At 72.8% G+C, this 25,549-nt stretch carries 16 protein-coding genes; 10 read left to right on the forward strand and 6 right to left on the reverse strand.

Going from position 1 to position 25,549, the window contains the following annotated elements; translation table 11 throughout:
- The first annotated feature begins 18 nt into the window (after positions 1–18).
- From BM339_RS15870 to BM339_RS15880, 3 genes are all read left to right on the forward strand, one after another.
- Positions 19–1,125 (forward strand): ferritin-like domain-containing protein, encoded by a 1,107-nt coding sequence (locus BM339_RS15870; protein WP_075021292.1) that lies wholly within the window; start codon positions 19–21, stop codon positions 1,123–1,125.
- 280 nt (positions 1,126–1,405) lie between these two features.
- Positions 1,406–2,005, forward strand: a complete 600-nt coding sequence (locus BM339_RS48670) for a hypothetical protein (RefSeq protein WP_075021293.1) — start codon at positions 1,406–1,408, stop codon at positions 2,003–2,005.
- Between the two features lie 513 nt (positions 2,006–2,518).
- Positions 2,519–3,148, forward strand: a complete 630-nt coding sequence (locus BM339_RS15880; RefSeq protein WP_083597648.1) for a septal ring lytic transglycosylase RlpA family protein — start codon at positions 2,519–2,521, stop codon at positions 3,146–3,148.
- A 54-nt stretch (positions 3,149–3,202) separates the two neighbouring features.
- On the opposite strand, the gene BM339_RS15885 is transcribed toward BM339_RS15880, so the two are convergent.
- The gene (locus BM339_RS15885) at positions 3,203–4,216 is read right to left on the reverse strand and encodes an alpha/beta fold hydrolase (protein WP_177287700.1); all 1,014 of its coding nucleotides are present in this window, start codon (positions 4,214–4,216) and stop codon (positions 3,203–3,205) included.
- A gap of 343 nt (positions 4,217–4,559) precedes the next feature.
- Here BM339_RS15885 and BM339_RS15890 point away from each other — a divergent pair, with 343 nt between their 5' ends.
- On the forward strand, positions 4,560–4,922 hold the full coding sequence (locus BM339_RS15890; RefSeq protein WP_024936723.1) for a YkvA family protein: 363 nt from the start codon (positions 4,560–4,562) through the stop codon (positions 4,920–4,922).
- 9 nt (positions 4,923–4,931) lie between these two features.
- On the opposite strand, the gene BM339_RS15895 is transcribed toward BM339_RS15890, so the two are convergent.
- Positions 4,932–5,678: an IclR family transcriptional regulator gene (locus BM339_RS15895; RefSeq protein WP_021596846.1), complete on the reverse strand. Its 747-nt coding sequence runs from the start codon at positions 5,676–5,678 to the stop codon at positions 4,932–4,934.
- Between the two features lie 179 nt (positions 5,679–5,857).
- Here BM339_RS15895 and BM339_RS48675 point away from each other — a divergent pair, with 179 nt between their 5' ends.
- The 3 genes from BM339_RS48675 (at position 5,858) to BM339_RS15915 (ending at position 12,131) form a co-directional block, all read left to right on the forward strand.
- Positions 5,858–7,357, forward strand: a complete 1,500-nt coding sequence (locus BM339_RS48675) for a hypothetical protein (RefSeq protein WP_143118434.1) — start codon at positions 5,858–5,860, stop codon at positions 7,355–7,357.
- A 225-nt stretch (positions 7,358–7,582) separates the two neighbouring features.
- A complete protein-coding gene (locus tag BM339_RS15910) occupies positions 7,583–9,382 on the forward strand; it encodes a fatty acyl-AMP ligase (RefSeq protein WP_075021295.1) in 1,800 nt (599 codons plus the stop codon).
- Positions 9,383–9,446: 64 nt separating this feature from the next.
- A complete protein-coding gene (locus tag BM339_RS15915; RefSeq protein WP_075021296.1) occupies positions 9,447–12,131 on the forward strand; it encodes an MMPL family transporter in 2,685 nt (894 codons plus the stop codon).
- A gap of 52 nt (positions 12,132–12,183) precedes the next feature.
- On the opposite strand, the gene BM339_RS15920 is transcribed toward BM339_RS15915, so the two are convergent.
- Both BM339_RS15920 and BM339_RS47650 read right to left on the reverse strand, forming a co-directional pair.
- The gene (locus BM339_RS15920; RefSeq protein WP_075021297.1) at positions 12,184–13,416 is read right to left on the reverse strand and encodes a glycosyltransferase; all 1,233 of its coding nucleotides are present in this window, start codon (positions 13,414–13,416) and stop codon (positions 12,184–12,186) included.
- An 8-nt stretch (positions 13,417–13,424) separates the two neighbouring features.
- On the reverse strand, positions 13,425–15,467 hold the full coding sequence (locus BM339_RS47650) for an MFS transporter (RefSeq protein WP_177287701.1): 2,043 nt from the start codon (positions 15,465–15,467) through the stop codon (positions 13,425–13,427).
- Positions 15,468–15,763: 296 nt separating this feature from the next.
- Between BM339_RS47650 and BM339_RS15935 the strand changes: the two genes are divergently transcribed.
- On the forward strand, positions 15,764–22,261 hold the full coding sequence (locus BM339_RS15935; protein ID WP_075021298.1) for a type I polyketide synthase: 6,498 nt from the start codon (positions 15,764–15,766) through the stop codon (positions 22,259–22,261).
- Positions 22,262–22,299: 38 nt separating this feature from the next.
- On the forward strand, positions 22,300–23,634 hold the full coding sequence (ccrA, locus tag BM339_RS15940; RefSeq protein ID WP_075021299.1) for a crotonyl-CoA carboxylase/reductase: 1,335 nt from the start codon (positions 22,300–22,302) through the stop codon (positions 23,632–23,634).
- A 48-nt stretch (positions 23,635–23,682) separates the two neighbouring features.
- On the opposite strand, the gene BM339_RS15945 is transcribed toward ccrA, so the two are convergent.
- Positions 23,683–24,135: an Lrp/AsnC family transcriptional regulator gene (locus tag BM339_RS15945; RefSeq protein ID WP_021593347.1), complete on the reverse strand. Its 453-nt coding sequence runs from the start codon at positions 24,133–24,135 to the stop codon at positions 23,683–23,685.
- A gap of 108 nt (positions 24,136–24,243) precedes the next feature.
- On the opposite strand from BM339_RS15945, the gene BM339_RS15950 reads away from it, so the two are divergent.
- A complete protein-coding gene (locus BM339_RS15950; RefSeq protein WP_075021300.1) occupies positions 24,244–24,852 on the forward strand; it encodes a LysE family translocator in 609 nt (202 codons plus the stop codon).
- A 51-nt stretch (positions 24,853–24,903) separates the two neighbouring features.
- Here BM339_RS15950 and BM339_RS15955 read toward each other — a convergent pair whose 3' ends face one another.
- Positions 24,904–25,548, reverse strand: a complete 645-nt coding sequence (locus tag BM339_RS15955) for a class F sortase (RefSeq protein WP_075021301.1) — start codon at positions 25,546–25,548, stop codon at positions 24,904–24,906.
- Position 25,549: the final 1 nt, after the last annotated feature.

Consider the following 25,549-nt stretch of genomic DNA (forward strand, 5'->3'; position numbering starts at 1 on the left):
CCCGGAGGAGGATCCCCCGTGAGTTCCTACGACCTCTACACCACGCCGGTGCCGACCGAGACGTGGAACGTACCGATGGCGGGCGACACCCGCTTCACCTGGGAGTACGACGAGGGGCGCGACCGGCTGCTGAACCTGTACCAGAAGGGCAAGGACAAGCAGTGGGACGCGCAGAAGCGCATCGACTGGGACCTTGAGGTCGATCCGGTGAACGTCGCCGGGCTGCCGGAGAACTTCAACCCGCTGTTCGGCTCCGACATCTGGGAGAAGATGTCGCAGAAGGAGCGGGACGAGTTCGGCCGGCACCAGGGTTCATGGCTGTTCAGCCAGTTCCTGCACGGCGAGCAGGGCGCGCTGAACGTGTCGGCCCGCATCGTGCAGTCCGTCCCCGACCTGGACTCGAAGTTCTACGCCGCCACGCAGACCATGGACGAGGCGCGGCACGTCGAGCTGTACACGAGGTTCGTGCACGAGAAGATCGGCATGTACTACCCGATCAACCAGGACCTGGCGAAGCTGCTCGCCGAGTCGCTGGAGGACAGCCGCTGGGACCTGCCCTACCTCGGCATGCAGGTGCTCATCGAGGGCCTCGCGCTCGCCGCGTTCGGGCTCTACCGCGACATGTCGACGAACCCGCTGGTGAAGCAGCTGCTCGCCTATGTCATGCAGGACGAGGCGCGGCACGTGGCGTTCGGGCGGCTCGCGCTCAAGGACTACTACGCCGAGCTGACCGACAAGGAGCGGGCCGAGCGCGAGGAGTTCGTCGTCGAGGGCTGCTATCTGATGCGCGACCGTTTCAAGGGCCGCGAGATCTTCGAGCAGCTCGACATGCCGGTGGACCGGTGCATGGAATATGTCGACAACTCCGACATGTACACCCTCTACCAGTCGCTGCTGTTCAGCCGGATCGTGCCCTGCGTCCGGGACGTCGGCCTGTGGGGCGACAAGGTGCAGGCCGCGTACCAGGACATGGGCGTCCTCGACAACGCCAAGGCGGACCTCGAGGTGCTGATGAGGCAGGACGAGGAGATCGCGGAGAAGGTCGACGAGGAGCGCTACGCGGCCGAGGTCGCGGCCCGCAAGGACGAGGTCGACCAGGCCATCAGCCTCGGCTCCGCCGAGTAGCCGGGAGCATCGGGCGGCCCGGGAACCGGGCCTTCGGCGGGGGCGTCCCACGGGGCGCCCCCGGTTTATGCCTTTTCGTAGCTTAATGCCATTCGGCGGCTCCGGACTTTCCTTCCCCTTCGCGTAGATCTTTGTTCCGGCCGGTCAATTCACCTCCGAAATCGCCGCGTGGGACATCGGCGTGTACTAGCGTCCCCGCTCGACGGCGCGCCGGATTCGCATATCGCGCGGGCGCGCACTACACGTGCAGGGTCAATCCCACATCCCTCGGGGGGAAGAAATGAACCGGTCCACCATCAAACTGCTGAGCGCCTGCGCCCTCGCTCCCGTCGTCGCCGCGTTCGCCGTGGCGGCCGCCCCGGCGAACGCCGCCAAGGGCCCGGCCACGACGCTCCTCTACGACACCGCGACCGGAGCCGCCCCCGTCACCGGGACGCTCCCCGCCCCCGTCGTCAACCGCGCGGGCCGGGCCGCCGAGACGGGCACCGGCGCGGTCGACGGCATCCTCCGCGCGGCGCCGGTCGCCGCCCCCCTCCCGCACGGGCGCAGCGCCGAGACGCCGCTGAGCATGCCCGTTCCGGGGCTGACGTCCGGGCTGCCGGACGTCCCGTCCATGCTCGGCCTCGGCGGGCTGCCGGCCGGGTCCAAGCTCCTCCGCGAGACCGGACGGCACGCCGGGCACCCGTCGGGCTCCGCCGTGAACAAGGCGGGCAAGGCCGTGGGCAAGGCCGGCGGGCTCGTCGGGTCCAAGGGCGGCGCCGGCAAGGTGGTCGACGTGCTGACGGCGAAGGAGCGCTCGGTCTCCCGGGTGGCGGACGGCCCACTGTCCATGCCCGGCGCCTCCGTCCTCGACCTGGCGGACCCGGTAGGCCTCGGCTGACCCGCCGTACCACGGCACCGGGACACCACGACAACACGGCATCACGGACCTCCTCACGGGGCGTTCCGGCGGAAGCGACATTCCACCGGAACGCCCCGTTTCGTTAGCATGCAAGCGATTGTTATATGCCCGAGATCTCGTGGTCTATGGCGAGTAAAGTCGATCTTCAAAGGCGGTCACCGTGCGAAGTTGATCAGCTTCACCTGGTCAAGACTGAGGTGACAAAGCCCACAAAGCAGGGCCCTACGGCTTGATTCACGCGGGACACACCGTACGGTCAAGAACTTGTGCGGCACTTGAGAGATCAAAAATGAAGATGCCTTTCCGGCCGCACTCACCGGACGCTTGACCGCGACGGAGCGGACGCGCCTGAGAGAGATCGGCGCGGCGGGCCATGAAGCCCGCGGGGCGGCGGGGGATTCGGGGACGATCGAGGTCGCCTGACCACGCCGCGAGAACGGCGGCACGAACGCCGGGCGTCCGGGGTCCTGTCCCCAACCAAAGGACTCCTCTGTGGGTAGCCCTGTCAGGCGTCTTCTTCGAGCACGCCTACGCACCATCCTGATCGTCTCCGGCGCCGCCGTCGCCGTCCTGGCCGTGGGGGCGTTCGCCCTGGCGGACACCGGCGGCGCGGCGGGTTCCGCCAGTGCGGCGCGGTCCGCGCCGCGGGCCACCGACGATCCGCTGGCCGGCCGGCCGCACGAAGAGCCGACCCGGGCGAGCCGGGGCGGGACCCGGTCGCCGGAGCCGTCCCCGTCGGCGACTCCCGAGAAGGAGTCGCCGACGACCGACAGCCAGGCCGCTCAGGCGGCCAAGCCCAAGAAGAAGAAGAAAAAGAAGAAGTACAAGGTCGTGGACTCGGGGTCCTGCGAAGCCTCCTACTACTGGGAGGGGCAGATGACCGCGAGCGGCGAGCGCTTCGACCCGAGCGATCTGACGGCCGCGCACAAGACGCTGCCGATGGGCTCGAAGGTCCGCGTGACGAACAAGAACAACGGCCGGTCCGTCATCGTCCGCATCAACGACCGCGGCCCGTACGCGGGCGGGCGCTGCCTGGACCTGTCCAGGGCCGCCATGAAGAAGGTCGGCGGCACGGGCGCGGGTGTCATCCCCGTCCGGTACGAGGTCCTCTCCCGCGGCTGACCACCGCACACCCCGCACCCGCCCGGCGGGCGCCTCACGGCGCCCGCCGGGCGGTCAGGACCCGTGCCCCACACCGGCGCCGGTCCGCGCACCGGCGGCGTCCTGCCCGCCGGGCGCCCAGGACCCGTGCCGCGGGTCGACGGGCTGCGTGTCGCCCAGCGCGGCGTTCGCCTGCGGTGCCTCCGCCTGCGGCACGTCCGCCTGCGGGACGTCCTCCAGGGTCTCGGACGGCGAGGCCGGACCGCGGGCGAGGTGGTCGCGGAACCAGTCGGTGAGGACGCCGTCCACCCGGACGGCCTCGGTGATCGGCGGGCGGGGCTCGGTGCCGGGCTCCGCGGCCAGCGCGTGCCCCATCCGGAACGTGGCGGACTCCACCGCCGCGGCGCCGTGCCGGCGCAGCTCGTCGCGGAGCGCGGTGACCTCGCGCGGGGGGACGACGCGGTCCTTCGCCCCGCTGATGAGCAGTGTCGGAACGTCCCGGCCGGCGATGGCGGGGGCGAGCGAGCCGAGGTCGAGCTCATCGGCGAGCGCGGCGGCGTGGTCGGACCAGGCGCGGTCGCGCCCGGACCGCTTCTCCACCGCCCGCGCGGCCCGCGACGGCGCGACGACGGGCGCCACGAGCGCGGCGGCGCTGACCGCGACGCCGCCGCTCGCCACGGCCAGCAGCGCCGCGGCGGCGCCCGCGCTGAAGCCCGCGAGCGCGACCGGTCCGTCCGGGAGGCCGAGGTCGCCGCGGATCGCGGCGAGCGCGGCCGGCAGCCGCTCGGCGGCGGTCCGCACGGCCGCGCAGTAGGCCTCGATGTTCTCGCTCTCCAGGATCGCGCCCGACCCGAGCCCGCCGGGCGAGCGTCCCGGCAGGTCGAGGTAGACGCGCCACACCGGCACGCCCGTCATCGGGATCGCCGCCGCCAGCGCCGCCGCCGTGCGGGGCGGGTCGAACCCGGGCCACGCCACGACCATCCGGGTCGGGCCGGACATGACCGCGTCGACCGCCGTCGGCGGCAGCGCGACGTAGGCGTCCCCCGACGCGGTGCCATGGACAGGACGGTTCGTATCCTCGCCGCTCATCTCGCTACGTCAGCTCCCCATGCTCGACGGCCATGCCGATCGTGCCGGCGGGAGGCGGCGCCCCTCCCAGCGTCGCCCCATGCTTCCAGTAGACGCCGGGCAACACACCGTGAATCGCCGCACGTCGCCCATCGGAGTGACGAAGAACTCACTTCCGGTGACGCCTCCCGGGGCGCATCCGGGAGGCGTCACCGGCGATCATTCCGGCGCCGCCCGGAGTGGTCCGGCTGTGACACGCGCCTCACGATCGTTTCAGGGGAACAAATACGGCACCCCTCGCGTCCTAGTCATACGTGGGCGCCGCGGGGGCGCGCCCTCACGAACATCTGAACGAGGAGTGCTGGTGGACAGGAAGCGCAGTGCGGCCGCCGCCGGGCAGGCCTGGCAGATCTACCGCGAGACGCTGGAGCCCGACGCCCCAGGGTTCTGGGAGCGCGTCCGCGCCGTCCCGAGGATGCTGAAGTCCGTGCTGAGCGGGAAGTACAGGGGCATGTCCTTCGGGACGGTCGGGCTGCTCGCCCTGGGCCTCGTCTACATCATCTCCCCGATCGACGCCGTTCCCGACGTGATCCCCGTCGCGGGCATCGTGGACGACACCGGACTGGCCCTGTGGCTGGCCACCGTGCTCGTCCGCTCCGCCGGCGACTTCGTCAAGTGGGAGCGCGGCGGGCGCCCCACGGTGATCGTCGGCGAACCCGTCGACTGACCGCGCCTCCTACGCCGTCGGCCCGAGTTCCTTCGCGAACCGGTCGGCGGCGTCGCGCATGATGGGGACGACGTCCGGGACGGTCTCCCGCGTCATGCGCCCGGACGGCCCCGAGACCGAGATGGCCGTCAGCGTCGGCGCCCCGCGCAGCGGCACCGCGACACAGCGCACGCCGATCTCCTGCTCTTCGTCGTCCAGGGCGTAGCCCTGCCGGCGGATCCGCTCCAGCTCCGCCAGGAGCGCGTCCGGGTCGGTGAAGGTGTTGGGGGTGTGCTCGGCCATGCCCGTCCGGGCGAGGATCTCCCTCACCCGCTGGTCGGGCAGCTGCGACAGGAGCGCCTTCCCCACGCCCGTGCAGTGCGGCTGGACGCGCCGTCCCACCTCGGTGAACATCCGCATCGAGTGCTTGGACGGCACCTGCGCGACGTACACGGCCTCGTCGCCCTCCAGGACGGCCATGTTGGCGGTCTCCCCGACCGCGTCCACCAGCCCGGCCAGAACCGGGCGCGCCCACGTCCCCAGCAGGCGGCTCGCGCCCTCGCCGAGCCGGATGAGCCGCGGCCCCAGGGCGTAGCGCTTGGACGGCTCCTGGCGCACGTAGCCCTGGTTCACCAGCGTCCGCATCAGCCGGTAGATCGTCGGCATCGGCAGGCCGGAGACCTCCGTCAGCTCCGACAGCGCCATCTCGCCCCCGGCGTCCGCCAGATGCTCCAGCAGGTCGAACGCGCGCTCCAGCGACCGAACGGCCTCCGCCACCCCGTGTCTCCTCCCCGTCGCGACCCCCCGATTCTACGGAGAACCGATTCCGCTGTGCGAAAGCAGGTGGGTCGCCAGAGTGATGCACGTTACTCCCGTGGATGATCTGGCAATAACTGTCTGTGCCCGGCGCCACGTCGCCGCCCCCCGGCAGCCGTAGAGACCGTTTGGGGGATCGAGTGCGAGAGGGGCGCGGGAGACCACGCTATGGCGCCGTCGCGGCGAGCGGGGCGCTGGCCGTTCCGCTGATGCTGATGAGCCCGGCCGCCGAGGCCGTGCCGGGCGGGCGCCCATCGGGCGTCCGGCTGCTCATGGACATCACGGCCACCGGCGACGCGGCGCGCGGTCCGGGCTACACGCTCACCTACACGGTCCGGGTCCGCGCTCGCGGCGGCGTCGCGCGCCACGCCGCCGTCCGCCTCGTGGCCGAGCGCCCCCTCGTCTGGACGAGCCACTCGCGGACCTGCTCGAAGGCCGATTCCGGGCGCGAGCTGCGCTGCGAGCTGGGCGACGTGGGGGCGAAGCCGCAGGAACGCAAGGGCACCGTCCGGATTCCGGCGGCCAAGGTCTCGGGGCCCGCCGCGAAACCGCTGAGCATCCTCGCGCTGGCGGACGCCTCCAACGCCACCCGCCGATCCGCGCTCGCGATGTTCGACTTCTCCGGCGCCGCTCCGAGCCCGTCCACCAAGGCCTCGCCGAAGCCCGAGCCCTGCGCGGGCAAGAAGCCGTGCCCCACGTCCGGCGGCAAGCCGAGCCCGCGCGGCAAGCCCCGGCACTGCGCGACCGGCAAGGCGAAGACAGGCGCGAAGCCCTGCACGAAGACCAAGCCGCCCGCCGGCAAATCGAGCGCGTCCAGTCCCAGGCCGCACAAGAGCATTCGACCGTCCGGCGTCAAGCCGACCCCGCACAAGACACCGCACAAGACACCGAAGGCGCACCCCAAGGCAGGCGGCAAAGCCACGGGCCGGCCGTCCACCGGCAGGCCGACCGCGACCAGCCCCCGGCCGCACAAGACACCGAAAGCGGGCGCACTGCCCCATGGGGGCGGCAAAGCCACCACGAGCCGACCGCGCGTGTCCGGCCCCAGGGCGCCTGAGAGCACTCGGCCACCCGGCGGCAACGCGACCCCGCGCAAGACACCGCACGAGACACCGAGAGTGCAGTCGGGCGCGGGTGACGGGGAGCACCCGTCCCGGCCCGCGGGCGGCCAGACGAATGCGGGCGATCCGCCTGCCATGCCGGAGGCGCCCGGGCCGTCTGTCTCGGTGCCCGTCTGCCGCGGCGCGGACTGCCCGGACGAGGGCCCGGTGGACGTCGAGGCCGGCGTTCCCGACGTGCCGGATCCGGAGGCCGCGGAACCACCGGAGCCGGAGGCGGGCGTCGCGGCGCCGCCGGCACCCGGGTCGGCGGTGCCGCCGGTGCCGCGGCCGGACGCGAACGTCCTCCCGCAGATGACCCCGCCCGCGGACCCGAACGTGGCCGCGGGCAGGACCCGGATGACGCTGATGGCGCCCGTCGGGGCGGAGGAGGGCGACGACACGGACTGGGCCGTGGTGGTCGGCGCTGCGCTCGTGGCCGAGATCGGGTTACTGTGGGGCGCCGCGTGCATCGCCCTCTGGCGGCGGAGGATCAGGCTGAGCCGCGCGACGTCCGGGTCCGCGGACGACGGGCCGATGTGACGGGGAATTTCCTCTTGTCACGGCGGTGACAAACCGCGGTTCGGCGAATGTGACCGCGAGCTAATATCGCGCACTGGCTACCATCCGGTAGCTTGACGATCATCGCCGGTCGCCAGGGGCGTCCAAGGAGGGGCGTCCGGCAGGCGCGGCGCACGCCCGCCTGCGGCGCCCGACCCCGCACGGCACCGCACACGGCCCCCCGGCCCCCTCCTCGGGAGATGATCAATGGCACTGGGCTCGCTGCTTCCCGACCTTCTGCCCGGCGGCTCCGGCCGCACCCCGCTGATCGAGCGGATCACGCGGTGGGCGAAGGAGAAGCCGGACGCCCCGGCCTACACCTTCGTCGACTACTCGGCGGACCCGTCCGGCGCGCACACCACGCTGAGCTGGGCCGAGACCGACCGGCACGCGCGCGCCACGGCGGTGACGCTGCGCCGGGTCACCGGGCCCGGCGAGCGCGCCGCGCTGCTGCTCCCGCAGACGCTCGACTACATGATGACCATGCTCGGCGCCATGTACGCGCACGTCATCGCGGTGCCGCTGTTCTCCCCCGACCTGCCGGGGCACGCCGACCGGCTGCTCGGCGCCTACACCGACGCCGAGCCCGCGGTGATCGTCACGACGCGGAACGCGCTGCCGCACGTGGAGAAGTTCCTCGCCGACCACGACGTCCCGCGGCCCAAGGAGATCGTGTTCGCCGAGGAGATCGACCTCGCCCTGGCCGGGCAGTGGGAGGACGAGCCCGTCGCGTTCGACGACCTCGCCTACCTCCAATACACGTCGGGGTCCACGCGCCGCCCCGCCGGCGTGGAGATCACCCACGGGAACGTGACGGCGAACGCCGCGCAGCTCTGGGCCGGCTGGGCGCCCGACAAGCCGAACCCGGAGCTGGTGAGCTGGCTGCCGCTGTTCCACGACATGGGGCTGATCGCCACGATGGCGCTGCCGCTGGTGCGCGGCGACCACGCCATCTACACCGACCCCGTGTCGTTCATCATGAACCCGATGCGGTGGCTGCAGCTGATCGCGTCGCGTCCCGGCAGGAACGTCTACACCGCCGGGCCCAATTTCGCCTACGAGTACGTCGCGTCGATGGCCTCGCCGGAGAAGATCGCCGGCCTGGACCTGTCCGGGCTGACGACGTGCCTGAACGGCGCGGAGCCGATCCGCACGTCGACGCTGGCGACGTTCGCCGAGGCGCTCGCGCCGGCCGGCCTGCGTCCGGGCGCGCAGGCGCCCGGCTACGGGCTGGCCGAGGCGACCGTGTTCGTCACCGCGGCGGCCGAGGACGTCCCGCCGAAGGTGATCTCCGTGGACCGGGACGCGCTCACCCACGGCGAGCTGCGGCTCCGCGCCGGCGAGGAGGACGAGGGGACGAGCGCGCTGGTGTCGTGCGGGCGCCCGTCCGGCCAGATCGTCGCGATCGTCGACCCCGAGACGCGCGCCGAGCAGCCGGACGGCAGGGTCGGCGAGATCTGGGTGCACGGCCCCAACACCGCGCCCGGCTACTGGCGCAACTCCGAGCGGAGCCAGGACACGTTCGGCGGCGAGCTGGCCGAGCCCGGCGGGCTGCCGTCCGGGCCGTGGATGAGGACCGGCGACTACGGCGTCGTCCACGAAGGCGAGCTGTACGTCACGGGCCGCATCAAGGACCTCATCATCGTCGACGGCCGCAACCACTATCCGCAGGACATCGAGGTCACCGCGCAGGAGGCCCACCCGGCGGTCCGTCCCGACCACGTCGCCGCCTTCGCGCTCACCGGGGAGGAGACGGAGCGGCTCGTCGTCGTCGCCGAGCGCAACCGCCGCGTCCCTCTCGGTCGCCTGGACGTGGACGAGGTGGAGTCCGCGGTGCGCAGCGCCGTCAACATCGAGCACGAGATGAGCGTCCACGACTTCGTGTTGATAGAACCGGGTGGCGTGTCGCGTACGTCCAGCGGAAAGATCGCACGCGCGGCGACGCGGCGGCGCTACCTGGACGGCGCGCTGCCGACGACGGCGGCCCGCCTCGCTGCGCGCAGGTGACCACTCGTGACCGGCCGCCGGGAGCAAGGGCGCTCCGCGGCGGCCGTGGCGGAACAGGAGGATCATGCTTTCGGGGCTGGGGCGTCTCATCCACCGGCGGCGCTGGCCCAGCCTTGTCCTGATCCTGGTCACCACCGTGATCGCCGGGGCCTGGGGCCTCGGCGTGTTCGCCAAGTTCAAGGAGGGCGGCTTCGAGGACCCGGACGCGTCCTCGACGCTCGTCGCCAAGCTCGGCGCGACCTACTTCGGCAGCACCAACCCCGACATGCTCGTCCTCTACACGAGCGACACCATGACGGTGGACGACCCGCGCTACCAGGCGGCCGTCGTCACCACCATCGCGCGGCTGCCCAAGGCCCAGGTCGAGGAGATCATCTCCTACTGGTCGTTCGACGGTAAGGCCGCGGCCTCGTTCGCGTCCCACGACCGGCGCTCGACGTTCGTCGCCGTCAAGCTGAAGGGCGAGGACGGCGCGACCCAGATCGAGAACTACCACGCCGTCAAGGAGCGGCTGGTCGCGCCGGGGCTCCGCGTCCAGTACGGCGGCGCCGTCCCCCTCGGCGAGGAGTTCGGCGCGCAGGTCGTGAACGACATCATCCGCGCCGAGATGATCACCGCGCTGCCGCTGCTGATCCTGCTGGTCATCCTGTTCGGCGCCCTGGTCGCGTCGTTCCTGCCGATGGCCGTGGCCGTGTTCTCGATGATCGGCGGGCTGGCCGTCCTGCACCTGGTGACGTACGCCGCCGACGTGACGTCGTTCGCTCTGGAAGTCGTCACGATGATGGGCGTCGGCCTGGCCATCGACTACTCCCTGTTCATCATCAGCCGTTTCCGGGAGGAACTGCAGCGCGGGATGGCCGCGCAAGGGCTGCCACAGGGCAAACCCTGGAAACGGGAACGCGACAAGGCCGCGCGCAAGGCGGCGAAGGCGGCGTACAAGGAGTCGCTCAAGCCCGTCCGGGAGACCGCCCTCGCCGCCACCATGGCGACCGCGGGGCGCACCATCATGGTCAGCGGCATCACCGTCTCCGCCGCTCTCGCGGGGCTCCTGCTGTTCCCGCAGATGTTCCTCCGGACGATCGGGCTCGCCGGCATCGCCACGGTCATGGTCGCCGTGTTCGGAGCGACGGTCCTGCTGCCGACGCTCCTGGCGCTCCTCGGGCCGCGCGTCGAGATCGGGCGGATGCCGTGGCGGCGCCCCACGTCCAAGCGCGCCCGGCGGGACCCGCACAGCGGCTTCTGGTACCGGCTCGGCACCAGCGTGATGAAGCACCCGCTGCCGTACTTCGCGGTCGTGCTCGTGATCCTCGGCGTGATGTTCGGGCCGTTCCTGAACGTCCAGTTCGGCAGCGTGGACGCCCGCGTCCTGCCCCCGGACAGCCCCACCCGAGCCGTGGTCGAGACGGTCAAGAAGAACTTCCCCAACGGGTCCGCCGAGCCCATCGACGTCGTCGTGTCCGGAGACCTCATCCCGCGCGACTGGACGCCGACCGGCAAGGGCGACCCGATCCCGCCCTACCTGGAGGAGTTCAGGAAGCGCCTCGCCGCCCTCCCCGGCGTCTCCGACGCGCAGTACACGGGCTACTCGGGCACCTACGGGGGCGTGCGCATCTCCGTGACGCACAAGTACGAGCCGATGGACCGGCACGCCCAGGACCTCGTCACCCGGATCCGCGGGATGAGCCTGTCCAAGGACGGCTACCCGATGCACATCGACGTCGGCGGCAGCACGGCCGCGCAGATGGACCTGATGTCGAGCCTGATGGAGTCCCTGCCCAAGATGGCGGTCGTCGTGGGGATCGCCACGTTCTTCCTGCTGTTCATGTTCTTCGGGTCGATCGTCCTGCCGCTGAAGGCGATCGTCATGAACGTGCTGTCGATCGGCGCCTCGTTCGGCGCGATCGTGTGGGGCTTCCAGTACGGCCACCTGGCCGGGCTGCTGGACTTCACCCCCACGGGCGGCGTCGAGGCCACCAGCATGATCCTCATCCTCGCGGTCGTGTTCGGGCTGTCCATGGACTACGAGGTGTTCCTGCTCAGCCGCATCCGGGAGGAGTGGGACCTCACCCACGACAACCGCCTCGCCGTCGCGTCGGGCATGCAGCACACCGGCGGCATCATCACCAGCGCGGCACTGCTGTTCCTGCTGGTCATCGGCGCGTTCAGCATGGCCGGCATCACGGTCGTGAAGCTGATCGGCGTCGGCATGTTCGTCGCCGTCGTGGTGGACGCCGCCCTCGTCCGGTCGCTGCTCGTCCCGGCCACGATGCGCTTCATGGGCTCGGCGAACTGGTGGCTGCCCGGGTTCCTCTCCGGCCTCCACGCCCGCATGGACCTGCGGGAGCGCACCGCGTTCGCACCCGCCGGCGCCACCGCCGTCCCGCCCCCTCTCCCGGACGAGCAGCCCTTCCCGTACGCGATCCAGTGGGAGAAGGCGACTCCGCCCGGGAAGGCCCCGGCCCCGGCTCCCGAGCCTGCCCCTCCCGCACCGGCGGCGCCCGAGCGCCCGCAGGTGGACGCGCGCGACGCGTTCCGCCCCGCACCGCAGCCGAGCGAGCCGCCGCAGATCGTCTTCCGGACGCCTTCAGGGGCGGAACCCGACGGGAACGGCGAAGGCCCGTGGACCCCGTGGGCGGACGGCCCGCCGCAGCCGAGGCCCGCGCACCCGCCGCGCACCAGGCGGTTGATCGTCCCCAACCCGGACGGCTCCGGCTGGCGCTGGGGCGAGGAGCCCGACGACTCCGCCTGAGCCCGGCGAGGGAGCGACCCCGCGCACGAGCCGACCTCGCGAACGAGCGGCCTCAGCGCAGGAGCGAGTCGATGATCCGCGCCGCCCGGCCGACGCCGTCCTCGTCCCGGATGCGCCGGCCCAGCTCGCCCGCCCGGTCCGCCATCCCCGGGTCGCCGGTGGCGCGCCGGATCCTCGCGGCGAGCCGCGGCACCGTCATCGCGCGGAACGGCAGCGGGGCGGGCCCCGCCCCCAGGGCCGCCACGCGCTCACCCCAGTAGGGCTGGTCGCCGAAGAACGGGCACACCACGGTCGGCACCCCCGCCCTCAGCCCCGCCGCGGTCGTCCCGGCGCCGCCGTGGTGCACCACGGCCGCCATCCGCGGGAACAGCCACGAGTGCGGGACGTCCCGGACGGCGAAGACCCGCTCGTCCGAACTCGCCGGGTCGCCCTGCACGACGCCCCGCACCCCGGCGAGTTCGAGGGCCGTCCGCACCACCAGCCCGGTCATCTCCGCGTCCTTCGGCACCATGCTCCCGAACCCGACGTACACCGGCGGCGGCCCCGCGGCCAGGAACTCCGCCAGATCCGCGGGAGGCTCCCACGCGGGTTCGTCCAGGAACCAGTAGCCGGTGAGGTTCACGTTCGGCGCCCAGTCCTCGGGTCTCGGGACGACGACCGGGCTGAAGCACGCCAGGACCGTCCCGCCCTCGGTCCGCCGGCCTCGCAGCGGCAGCCGCGGCAACCCCAGCGCCTCCTCGCGCCACGGATTGATGAACGGACGCGACAACTGCCAGGCGATCTGATCGACCGCGAGGAAACTGAGCCGATTCGACCACGGACCGAATACGCGCGCTTGCGGAACGAAAGGATGCGGAAACGCGCCGGTCGGCTCGCTCGGCTGGAAATGAATCAGCGCCCATGGAATGCCGAGATGTTCACCAATGTGCCGCGGGAGGAAACCCAGTGTCGGGCCGAGGATCAGATCCGCGTCCTTACAGGCGTCCGAACACTCGGCCAGCAATCGCTCCGCCATCGGCCCGAGGATGCGCCGGAACCCGCCGAGGAACTTCACCGGGTTGCGCCCTCCGGCCAGCAACTCCTGGCCCGCGTCCGATTCCAGGATCTCCGCCGGATCGGCCGTCAGCGGCGCGAGGTCCAGGCCCGCCGCGGCGGCCATCGGCGCGTACCGCGCGCTCGCCACCAGCCGCACGTCGTCCCCCCGGGCCCGCAGCGCCCTCCCGAGCGCCGCGCAGGGCTGGATGTCCCCCCGCGACCCGGCCGCGAAGATCACGATTCGGCTCACGCTGTCTCCTACCAGGCGTCGTCGCGCGGAGCGTTCTGCGGCTCCTCGACGGGCTCGTCGTCGGGCACGTACGGCTCGTACCAGCCCTCGGGCGGCGTGGGCCGTCCGTCCGCGTCCAGCCTCACCTCACCGCCGCCGGTCTCCGCCTCGGCGGCGCCCGGCCGCGCGACGACCCGCCAGACCCGCTCGCCGGGCTCCTCCTCCACAACCCGGCCCGCATCCGGGACGTCCGGCTCGACGGTGTCCTTGGCCGCGCCCGGCGAGGGTGGGGACGGTGGCGGGGGTGGCCACGGGGCCGCCGGGGAGTCGTCGGTCCAGGTGAAGGTGTCGTCGGCGGGCTTGGGTTCGGCGTCGGTCCACCAGTGCGGGCCCGGGGTGGGAGCGGGGGCGGGGTCGTCCGGCATGGGCTCGTTCTCCCAGGTGAGAGCGAGGGGGACGGGCTCGGCAGGAGGGGCGGACGCGGTCAGGGCGACCGGCGCGGGCACAGGGTCGGGCACGGGCTCGGGCCGGGGCTCCGGCCGGGGCTCGGGCACGGGGCCGGGCAGCGGGTCGGGCACGGGCTCGGGCGCGGTGAGGACCGGGACGGGGTCGCGGGGCGTCGCGGCCGGATCGGGCGCCGCGCGAGGGGGCGGGGCGGTGACGAGGGGGGCCGTCTTGCCGTGTTTGGGGCCCAGCCAGCCGCGCCGGCTCGGCAGGGTGACCCCGCTGATCAGGCCGCCGATGAGGACCACGGCGGCGCCGAGGATGAGGCCGGAGGCGGTGCCGTGCCGGAACGCCTCCAGGTCGGCGGCGCTCGCGCCCTCGTCCGGGACGGCGTGCACGAGCAGCCCGACGATCGCGATGCCGAACGCGCCGGACGCCTCGCGGATGACGTTGATGACCCCGCTCGCCACCCCGGCGCGCTGCTCCGGGACGGCCTTGAGGACGTACATCACCAGCGGCATGCCCATGGCGGCGCCGACGCCGATGAGCAGGACGCCGGGCATCAGGTCGGCGTAGCCGTCGCCGGTCCGGAGGGCGGAGAACAGGAACATGCCGACGCCCATCAGGCCCATCCCGGCGCCGATCGTGGGGCGCGGGCCGATCCGGGCGGCCACCAGGAAGGCCACCGGGGTGAGCAGCATGATCGTGATGGCGGGGGGCAGCATGACCAGCCCGGCCTCGGTCGGCGAGAAGCCGAGGAAGCGCTGCAGGAACGGCTGCGAGTAGAACATCATGCCGTTGAAGCCGATGCCGTAGAGCATCTGCGACACCAGCCCGCCGGTGAAGACCCGGTTCCGGAAGAACCGCAGGTCGATCATGGGGTCGGGGGCCCAGCTCTCCACCAGGACGAAGCAGCCGAGGGCGACCGCGCCGAGGACGAAGACGCTGAGCACCGACGGGTCGGCCCAGCCGTGCTTGTTGCCGGACTCCAGCCCGTAGATGAGCGCGAACAGCAGCGTCGCGGAGATCAGCACGCCCGGCAGGTCGATGCGGGCGTGCCGGTTCTCGCCGTGCGGGGTGAGGACGAACAGCCCGAGCAGGATCACCAGCACGCCGGGGACGATGTTGATGAGGAAGATCCAGCCCCAGTGCCAGTGCTGGACGATGAACCCGCCGATCGCGGGGCCGAACGCGGTCGCGGTGGACGCGGCGCCGATGAACACGATGTTGCCGATCGAGCGCTGCCTGTCGTTGCGGCCGACGGTGACCATCACCTGCGTGGCGGGCAGCACGAGCGCGGCGCCGGCGCCCTGCACGATGCGGGCGAGGATGAGCACGTCGGAGCTCTGCGCGAGCCCGCAGACCGCCGACGCCCCGGTGAACACGACCATTCCCGTGGTGAAGGTGAGCCGGCAGCCGAAGACGTCGCTGAGCCGCCCGCCGGTGATCATCAGGCAGGAGAACATCAGGATGTACCCGGCGGCGACCCAGTCCTTCGCCGAGGACGACATGCCGAGGTCGTCCATGATCGTGGGCAGCGCGGTGAAGACCACCGTGTTGTCCATGGTGGTCATGAACGCGCTGACGGCCACCACCGCCAGCGCCCACCGGTACCGTCCCCGGGTCACCCTTCCGTGCGGCGGCAACTTCCGCACCGTCCGCGGAAATCCGCCGCTTCCCCCTAAATAGAGTCGTCGCTATTGTTACTATTGGTTCGCATCTCGTTACACAGCCCTGACTCCGGGCCGAGGCTCCACAACTATCCCATCAGGCCACATTGGTTACTGCCGAGTCTTGTCATCACCGTGACAAGACGTGTCCGAGAAAAGTGGTCTGGGTGCGCATCGTGAGCGCGCGGGCGTAAGACAAAGTTGGTCCCTCCGCTTCGATGAACGATCCCGGTTTCATGGGGGGAACCCAGCGCATGCAGAGCAATGATCGTTCCGGAGCCGCGCCACACCCCACGCGGGACGAGACTCGGATCAGCGAGGATTCGGTCCGCCGGCACCTGATCGAGCAGATCGCGCGCCGCTCCGGGGCCACCGCCGCCGAGATCGACCCGGACCGGCCCCTTGAGGAGTTCGGGCTGGCCTCCCGGGACGCCGTCGCGATCGCCGGCGAGCTGGAGCAGATGCTCGGCCGCGCCCTGCCGGCCACGCTCGTGTGGGAGCACCCGACGATCAACAAGCTCTCGGTGGCGCTGACGGGCGGGACCGCGACCGTGCGGCGGGACGAGGCGGAGCCGCCCGCGACGCGAGCCGCGTACGACGAGCCGGACGAGCCGATCGCCGTCGTCGGGGTCGGCCTCCGCTTCCCCGGCGGGGACCGCGACCTGACCGGCCCCGCCGACTACTGGCGCTTCCTGACCGGGCGCGGCGACGCGATCCGCGAGGTGCCGGACGGGCGCTGGGACCCGTTCGACGACGGCTCCCCCGAGGTCGGCGACCTGCTCGAAAGGACGACGCGGCTCGGCGGCTTCCTCGACGACGTCGCCGGGTTCGACGCGCAGTTCTTCGGCATCACGCCGCGGGAGGCCGCGGTGATGGACCCGCAGCAGCGGCTCGTCCTCGAAGTGGCGTGGGAGGCGTTCGAGCACGCGGGCATCGGCCCGGCGTCGCTGCGCGGCAGCCGCACCGGCGTGTTCGTCGGGGTGTCGGCGCCGGAGTACGCCGCGTTCACCGCGTCCGACCTGGCGTCCCTGGAGCCGTTCACGGCGACGGGCGCGTCGCTCGGCATCATCGCGAACCGGCTGTCGTACCTGCTCGACCTGCGCGGCCCCAGCATGATCGTCGACACCGCGTGCTCGTCGTCGCTGGTCTCCACCCATCTCGCCGTCCAGGCGCTGCGCCGCGGCGAGGCCGACGCGGCGCTCGCCGGCGGGGTGAACCTGCTCCTGTCGCCGACCGTGACGATGACCTTCGACCTCGCCGGCGGGACGGCGGCCGACGGGCGCTGCAAGGCGTTCGACGCGTCCGCCGACGGCATGGTGCGCGCGGAGGGCTGCGGCGCCGTCGTGCTGAAGCGCCTCTCGGACGCGACGCGCGACGGCGACCGGATCCTGGCGGTCATCCGGGGGTCCGGCGTCAACTCCGACGGGCGCTCCAACGGCCTCGTCGCCCCCAACTCCGACGCGCAGCGCGCCCTGCTGCGGGACGTGTACGCGACCGCGGGCGTCGACCCGCGCGAGGTCGACTACGTCGAGGCCCACGGGACGGGGACGTTCCTGGGCGACCCGATCGAGGCGAAGGCGGTCGGCGAGGTGCTCGGCGCGGGCCGCGATCCCGGGAGACCGCTGCTGCTGGGGTCCGCGAAGTCCAATCTCGGGCACATGGAGTCCGCCGCGGGCATGGCCGGGCTGATCAAGACCGTCCTCGCACTGCATCACAAGGTCATACCGCCGAGCGCGCACTACAAGGAACCGAATCCGCACATTCCGTTCGACGAGTTGCGCCTCGCGGTCGTCGCGGAGGAGACGCCGTGGCCCGAGCGGGGCCGCGCCGCACGGGCCGGTGTGTCCGGGTTCGGCTTCGGCGGGACGAACGCGCACGTCCTTCTGGAAGAGGCGCCCGAGCAGGAGGCGACCGTTCAGCCGGCCGTCGTGCGGACGTTCCCGCTGTCCGACACCGGCGACGACCGTGTCCGCGACCATGCGGCCCTGCTCGCCGAGTGGGTGCGGGACCAGGACGTGAAGCTCGCGGACGTCGCCCGCACCCTGCACCGGCGCGGTGGCCGCGGACGGGCCCGCGCCGCCGTCGCCGCCCGGGGCCGCGCGGACCTCGTCGACGGCCTGACCGCTCTCGCCGAGGGGCGTCCCCATCCGGGTGTGGTGACCGGCACGGCGCTCGGCGCTCCGGGCCGTCCCGTGTGGGTCTTCTCCGGGTACGGGGCGCAGCGGCCGGGCATGGCGCAGCGGCTCCTGGAGGAGGAGCCCGCGTTCGCCGAGGCCATCGACGACCTGGACGGCCTCTTCGCCGAGGAGGGCGGCCCAGGCCTGTGGGAGCTGCTCGAAGAGGGCGGCCCCTCCGGCGGCCCCGCCGACACGATGCCGGTGCTGTTCGCGATCCAGATCGGCCTCGCCCGCATGTGGCAGGCGTACGGCGTCACGCCCGGCGCGGTGGTCGGCCATTCGATGGGCGAGGTCGCGGCGGCCGTGGTCGCCGGCGCGCTCACCCTGGAGGACGGCGTCCGCGTCATCTGCCGCCGGTCCCGCCTGCTGACGCGGCTCGTCGGCGGCGGCGCGATGGCGGTGCTCGGCGCGTCCGCCGGCGAGGTGGCGCGCCTCGCGGACGGGCTGCCCGAGGTGTACGCGGCCGTCCACTCCTCGCCGAAGCAGACCGTCGTCACCGGCGACGCCGGCCAGGTCGCCGAGATCGCCGGGCGGGCGGAGGCCGAGGGGCGGCTCGCGCGGATGGTCCAGGCCGAGGGCGCCGGGCACTCCCCCCAGGTCGACCCGCTGCTGCCCGACCTGCGGGAACAGCTCGCGGAGGTCGGCGCCGAACGCGGCGCGCCCTTCGCCGACGACATCAGGTTCTACACCACCGCCCTCGACGACCCCCGCGCCTACCTCGGGTCCGACGCGGCGCTCGGCGTCGACCACTGGGCCGCGAACCTGCGGAACGCGGTGCGGCTCACCGACGCCGTGGCCGCCGCCGCGGAGGACGGGTACCGGACGTTCGTCGAGATCAACGCGCACCCGATCCTGGCGCACGCCGTCGGCGAGACCCTCGACGGGACGGGCGCGCTCGTCACCCACACGCTCAAGCGGGCGCGCAAGGGCCAGAGGACCGACGACACGCTGACCTTCCACGCGCAGCTCGCCACCCTGGCCGCGCACGGACACACCGTCGCCGGGCCCGCGGACGGACGGATCGTCGACGTCCCGCGGTCCCCGTGGCGGCACGAGCGGCACTGGGTCGACCTGCCGGCGCGCCCGGCGGGCGGGCACGGCGAGCATCCGCTGCTCGGCGCCCATGTGGAGATCCCCGGCGAGGACCGGCACGCCTGGCGCGCGGACGTCGGCGTGGCCGCGCAGCCGTGGCTGGACGGGCTGCGGGTCCACGGGCTGGCCGCGCTGCCGGTCGCGGCGTTCGCGGAGATGGCGCTCGCGGCGGGCGCGACCGCGCTCGGCACCGAGGACGTCCGCGTCAACAGCCTGTGGATCGAGCGGCCGCTCGCCCTGGCCGGCCACACGACGGTGACGACGACGTTCGCCGAGGCGGACCAGCGGGTGGAGATCCACGCGCTGACCCCGGCGGGCGGCTGGGCCCGGCTGGCCAGCGCGGACGTCGGCGAGGACCACCGCGGCCCCGCCGCGGCCGGGGCCGGCGCCGCCACCGAGGTCGCGGCGGCCGAGCGCGGCAGCCGCCACTACCGCCTGCACCCGGAGGTGTTCGACCGCTGCCTTTCCGTGCTCTCGGACGAGGCGGACTCCGGCGGCGGTGGCGTCTGGCTGGCCGACACCATCGGAAGCCTTCGCGTGTACGGGCCGACGCATCGCGGCGGGCACGTCCAGGCGAAGGTGACGCGCGACGACGAGGGAGTGACGGGCTCCGTCACCCTCCTGGCCGCGGACGGCCAGGTCCTTGCCGAGGCGACCGGCATCACTCTTCGCCAGGTCGAACGGCATGACGTCCCGGTCCCGGTCGCCGACAAGCTGATCGAGCTCGTCTGGGATGAGGCGCCCCTGCCCGGCGACCAGGACACCCCCGACGAGGCCGCGGGCGGTGCGACGTGGCTGCTGCTAGGCGAGGATGACGACGCCCTGGCCACGGCCACGGCGGCCGGGCTCGAAGACCGCGGGAAGAGGGTCGTCCGGCATCGGGTGACGAACCGACCGCCGGACGACCATCCGGCCGCGGACGAACCGGTCGAGGGCGTCGTGCTCGTCCCCCCGGCCGATCTCGTCGACGAGGACCTGGTCCTCGCCGTCGCCGGCGTCAGCCGTTCCCTCCCCGACGGGCCCCGCCTCTATGTCGCGACCCGCGGCGCCCTGCCCCTCACGGGGGAAGGGCTGCCCGGCCATGGCTTCGTCAGCGCGCTCACGCGCGTGCTGGCCTTCGAGCGGACCGTCCAGCGCGCCACGCACGTGGACGTCGACCGGCCGGCGGATCTCGTCGCGGAACTCCTCGCCGGCGACGAGGCGCGCGAGGTCGCCTGGCGCGCCGGCACGCGCCGCGTCGCCCGTCTCGCGCAGGCCGTCCTGCCGGAGACGCCGGCGCGGAGGAAGCGCATCGTCCGGCGCGGCGGCGCCTACGTGATCACCGGCGGCTACGGCGGCATCGGCCTCGTCACCGCCCGGCTGCTGGCCGAGCGCGGAGCGGGACGCATCGTGCTGTCCGGGCGTTCCGGCCCCGGCGCCGGCGCCGAGAAGGTGATCGCCCGTCTCCGCGAGAGCGGCGTGGACGTCGGCGTCGTGCTCGGCGACATCGCCCGGCCCGGCATCGCCGAGCGTCTCGTCCGGGTGGCGCGGGAGGGCGGCACCCGGCTGTGCGGCGTGCTGCACGGCGCCGGCGCGATCGACGACCGGCTGATCGCCGACCTCGGCCCGGACGATCTCCACAGGGTGTGGACGGCGAAGGTCGAGGGCGGCCGCCGCCTCAGCGAGGCCACCTGGGACCTCGACCTCGACTGGTTCGTCGCGCACTCCTCGGCCGCCGCGCTGCTCGGCTCGCCCGGCCAGGCCGCCTACGCCGCCGCGAACGCCGCGCTCGACGCGCTGGCGGCCTACCGGCGCGCCAACGGGCGGCTCGCGACCACCGTCAACTGGGGCACCTGGTCGCGGATCGGCGGGGCGGCCGGCGCGTCGGTCACCGTCATCGACCCGATCAGCCCGGACGAGGGCGCCGAGGCGCTGGAGACGCTGCTCGTCCACGACCTCCCGGCCACCGGCGTGCTGCGCTTCGACCCGGCCACCGCGGTCGGGCTGTTCCCGGAGATCCGGACCATGCCGTACTTCGCCGCGCTCACCGCGGCGGCCGACGAGCAGGGCGGCGACCAGGGCGACTGGCCCGGTGTGGAGGCGCTGCGGGACCTCGACCCCGGCACCGCCCGCGCGATGATCGCCGCGCGGGTCAGGCACCGGATCGCGGCCGTCCTCGGCTTCGATCCGCAGCGCCTCGACCCGGCCGTCCCGCTCACCGACCTCGGCCTGGACTCCCTCGTCGCGGTCCGGATCAAGAGCGGCGTCGAGCACGACCTCGGGCTGACCGTCCCGGCGTCGGTCCTGCTCCAGGGCGCCAGCGTGAACGTGTTCGAGGAGTGGGCGGCGGGCGAGCTCGGCCTGTCCGGCGCCCCGGCCCCCGCTCCCGCGGCGGTCTCGAACGCCGAGTCCGGATACGTCATGCCGCGCGACGCCGCCGAGCGCCTCGCCGTCCGGATCTTCGAGGACGTTCTCGGCCTCGACCGCGTCGGCGTCACCGCGGACTTCTTCCGCGACCTCGGCGGCCAGGACCACCAGGCCGACCGGATCGTCGCGCTCGTCGCGAAGGAGCTCGGCGGGGACGTCACCCGCGGCGAGCTGTTCGCGGTGCCGACGGCGGAGAACGTCGCCGAGTACATCCGCGCGGCGGACGAGGAGGCGGCGCGGCAGACCGTCCGGCCGCTTCACCCCCGTGGTGACCGCCAGCCGCTCTTCATCGCGCATCCGGCGGGCGGCACCACCGCCTGCTACCGGCAGCTCGTCGACCTGCTCGGCGACGACCAGCCGGTGTACGGGCTGGAACGGTTCGAGGACGCGCCGCCCGTCGAGGAGCGCGCCGCCCGCTACGTCCGGCACCTGGTGGAGGCGCAGCCCGAGGGCGCGTTCCGGCTCGGCGGCTGGTCGTTCGGCGGCGTGCTGGCCTACGAGACCGCCCGGCAGCTGACGGCGGCCGGCCGCGAGGTCGAGCTCGTCGCGCTGTTCGACGCGGGCCTGCCGCTGCGGGTGGACGACGAGTCCGACACCCTCGCCCGCCGGTTCTCGGCGTTCGCCGACTACATCAACGAGACGTACGGCCTGGACGTCACCCTCACCTACGAGGAGCTGTCCGGGCTGGACGAGGAATCGCAGTTCGCGCTGGTGATGGAACGTGCGGCGCCGCTCGTGGACTACATCCCCCCGGCGGCCCTCACCCACCAGCTCACGTCCCACCAGGACACCCGTTCCCTGGAGGCGTACCGGCCCGAGCCCTACGACGGGCACGTCGTCCTCTACCACGCGCCCGAGGAAACCCCCTGGGCCGTCCGGGATGCCCGCTATGTGCTCGACGGGACCAACGGTTTCGGCGGGCTCTGCTCCGACCTGGAGATCGTCACGATCCCCGGGGCGCACCACCTCAACCTGCTCGATCCGCCGGGTGTGGACGTTCTCGCCGCGCACCTGGAGGCACGGCTGGCGGGACGGCGGGAGCGCGACGCCGTCCCCGCGCTCGACACGGCCCGCTGAGGGCCGCCCCCCGAAACCCCGTTCCACGGAGGACACCCATGGCCCACCCCGGCTCGTCCAACGACCTGCTCGACGCCGCACGCTCCGGCGCGAGCGGCCAGGAGCTGCAGGAGATCGACCTGCCGACCCGATTCCGCGCCGCGTTCACCCGCAAGGACGAGGTCGGCATCTTCGAGGGCCAGGCGGACAAGGACGTGCGCCACTCCATGCACGTCGGCGAGGTCGAGATGCCCGAGCTCGCGCCCGACGAGTGCGTCGTCGCGGTGATGTCGGCGGCGATCAACTTCAACACCGTCTGGTCGGCGATCTTCGAGCCGGTCCCGACGTTCGCGTTCTTGGAGAAGTTCGGCCGCCAGGGCTGGTACGGCGCCCGGCACGACCTGCCGTACCACATCCTCGGCTCGGACGGCTCGGGCGTCGTCGTCCGCACCGGCAGCGGAGTGAAGAGCTGGAAGGTCGGCGACAAGGTCGTGCTGTCCCCGTCCTACGTGGACGAGGAGGACCACGGCTCCTACGACGACGGCATGATGTCGGAGACGCAGCTCGCCTGGGGCTTCGAGACCAACTTCGGGTCGCTCGGCGAGTTCTGCGTCGTCAAGGCGAACCAGCTGATCCGCAAGCCCGCCCACCTGACGTGGGAGGAGGCCGGCTCCACCACCCTGTGCGCGGCGACCGCCTACCGGATGCTCGTCGGCTCGCACGGCGCCCGCATGAAGCAGGGCGACGTCGTGCTGATCTGGGGCGCGACCGGCGGGCTCGGCTCGTTCGCGACGCAGCTCGTCAAGAACGGCGGCGGCATCCCCGTCGGCGTCGTCTCCTCGGACGAGAAGGCGGAGATCGTCCGCTCCCAGGGCTGCGAGCACGTCGTCAACCGCAACGACCTGGAGCTCGGCGAGCAGGGCCTGCGCCACCCGAAGGCCGGGCGGATGCTGGGCGAGGCGATCCGCCGGCTCGTCGGCGAGGACCCCGGCATCGTGTTCGAGTACCTCGGCCGCGAGACGTTCGGCGCGTCGGTCTACGTCGCCAAGCGCGGCGGCAAGGTCGTCACCTGCGGCTCGTCGACCGGCTACAAGCACGAGTACGACAACCGGTTCCTGTGGATGCGGCTGAAGAGCATCATCGGCTCGCACGGCTTCAACTACCACGAGGCCGTCGAGGTCAACCGGCTGATCGGCCTCGGCATGATCCACCCGACGCTGTCGGCGGTGTTCCCGCTGGAGGGGGCGGGCGACGCGACCCGCGCCGTCCAGACGAACCAGCACATCGGCAAGGTCGCCGTCCTCTGCGGCGCCACCGCCGAGGGCCAGGGCGTGGACGACCCCGCCTTCCGCGAGAAGATCGGCGAGGAGAGCCTGAACCTCTTCCGCCGCTGAGGTCTCCGCTTCGAGGACGGGCCCGGCGCCGCCGGGTCCGTCCCCGCCTCATGTCGGCAGCGGCCTCTCGTTGACGACGTGCTTCATCACGAGCGTGGAGTTCAGCCGCTGCACGCCGGGCAGGGCGGACAGGACGTCGTCCTCCAGCTCCTGGTAGGCGGTCAGATCGGCGGTGACGATGCGCAGCAGGTAGTCCGGGTCGCCGAAGAGCCGCTGCGCCTGGACGACCTCGGGCACCCGCGCGACCGCCGCCTCGAAGCCGAGCAGGGTGTCGCGGTCCTCCTGCCGCATGGTGACGAACACGAGCGCCTGGAACGTCAGGCCGAGCGCGGCGGCGTCCACGATCGCCCGGTAGCCCTTGATGGTCCCGCTGCGTTCCAGCTCGCGCAGCCGCCGGTGGCACGGCGAGACGCTGAGCCCCACCCGCGCCGCCAGTTCGGTGACCGTCAGGCGGCCGTCCTCCTGGAGGACGGCAAGGATCTTCCGGTCGATCGCGTCCATGCAGAAGATGCTTCCACAGAACCCGGATGATCGAGGGAAAGTTGGAACCATCTTCGGCCGGATCGAACGTACTCTCCCCGTAATGGTCGCCATCGAGGGAGAATCGCCATGGCCGTCGGCTCGGTACTCGCCTTCTGGGCGGTCGCGCTCCTGCTCATCGCCGTCCCGGGCGCGGACTGGGCCTTCACCATCGGCGCCGGCCTCCGCGGCCCCGTCCTCCCCGCGGTGGGCGGCCTGGTCGCCGGGTACGCCGCCGTCACCGTCGTGGTCGCGGCCGGGGTCGGCGCCCTCGTCGCCGGCTCCCCGGCCATGCTGGGCGGCCTCACCCTCGCCGGCGGCCTCTACCTCATGTGGCACGGCGTGGCGACGTTCGCCCGCCCCGCCGAGCCCTCCGTCCGGGACGAGCCGGGCACCGGCTGGACCACCTTCCTGCGCGGCGTCGGCGTCAGCGGCCTGAACCCGAAGGGGCTGCTGATCTTCCTCGCGCTGCTGCCCCAGTTCACCGACCCCGGGGACGGGTGGCCCGTCGCCGCGCAGATCGGCGTCCTCGGCCTGGCCTTCATGGCCACGTGCGGGGTCTTCTACTTCTGCCTGGGCACGCTCACCCGCACCGTCCTGGACGCCCGCCCGGGCGCCGCCCGCCTCACCGGCCGCCTCTCGGGAGCCGCCATGACCGCCCTCGGCGCCTGGCTTCTCGTTGACCACGTCCTGCACTGAACGGACCGCCCGCCCGTCCGCGGATGCGCGGGCGGGCGGTCCGCGTACGGGTCAGGAGCCGGTCAGCTTGGCGTAGACGATCAGGTTGTCGGTGTAGTGGCCCGCCTTCGGGTCGAAGGCGCCCCCGCACGTCACGAGGCGGAGGGACGCGTGGTCCAGCGTCTCTCCGAAGACCTTCTCGTGCGGGAAGGCGTCCTTGTCCACGCGCTGCGCACGCTCCACGGCGAACGTCGCGGTGGTCCCGTCCTTGCGGCTGATCCGGATCTCGTCGCCGGGCTTCAGCTCCTTCAGCCGGTAGAAGACGGCCGGCTTCTTGTGGGCGTCGACATGGCCGAGGAGGACCGATGGGCCGACCTCGCCCGGCGTGACGCCCTCCTTGTACCAGCCGGCCAGGTTGGGCCTGCTCAGCGGCGGCTCCTCGATCCGCCCGCTGGGCAGCAGCCCGATCTGGCCGACCGGCGCCGACACCCCGATCCTCGGAATGGCGATCTTGGTCGGCGGCGAATGGGACAGGGGCGAGGTGTTCGACGCGGCCGTCGTCCCGCCGGGCGTCCCGCTCGCCACGGGCTCCGGCGTGTCCGAGGAGGCGGACGTGCCGCCGCCTCCACAGCCGCTGAACAGCAGTCCGGTGAGCAGCGCGCCGGCCGCCGCGGTCAGGACGCGGCGACCGGCCGCCGATGCCGATGAGGCGGACAAC

The organism is Actinomadura madurae, assembly GCF_900115095.1.
Classification (GTDB): Bacteria; Actinomycetota; Actinomycetes; order Streptosporangiales; family Streptosporangiaceae; genus Spirillospora; species Spirillospora madurae.

What these genes read in the sequence shown, in the direction of transcription:
- BM339_RS48670 (WP_075021293.1), top strand. Translation starts at nt 1,406, where the DNA reads ATGAACCGGTCCACCATCAAACTGCTGAGCGCCTGCGCCCTCGCTCCC.
- BM339_RS15945 (WP_021593347.1), bottom strand. Translation starts at nt 24,135, where the DNA reads ATGGACGCGATCGACCGGAAGATCCTTGCCGTCCTCCAGGAGGACGGC.
- BM339_RS15910 (WP_075021295.1), top strand. Translation starts at nt 7,583, where the DNA reads ATGGCACTGGGCTCGCTGCTTCCCGACCTTCTGCCCGGCGGCTCCGGC.
- BM339_RS15885 (WP_177287700.1), bottom strand. Translation starts at nt 4,216, where the DNA reads ATGAGCGGCGAGGATACGAACCGTCCTGTCCATGGCACCGCGTCGGGG.
- BM339_RS15915 (WP_075021296.1), top strand. Translation starts at nt 9,447, where the DNA reads ATGCTTTCGGGGCTGGGGCGTCTCATCCACCGGCGGCGCTGGCCCAGC.
- BM339_RS15950 (WP_075021300.1), top strand. Translation starts at nt 24,244, where the DNA reads ATGGCCGTCGGCTCGGTACTCGCCTTCTGGGCGGTCGCGCTCCTGCTC.
- BM339_RS15935 (WP_075021298.1), top strand. Translation starts at nt 15,764, where the DNA reads ATGCAGAGCAATGATCGTTCCGGAGCCGCGCCACACCCCACGCGGGAC.
- ccrA (WP_075021299.1), top strand. Translation starts at nt 22,300, where the DNA reads ATGGCCCACCCCGGCTCGTCCAACGACCTGCTCGACGCCGCACGCTCC.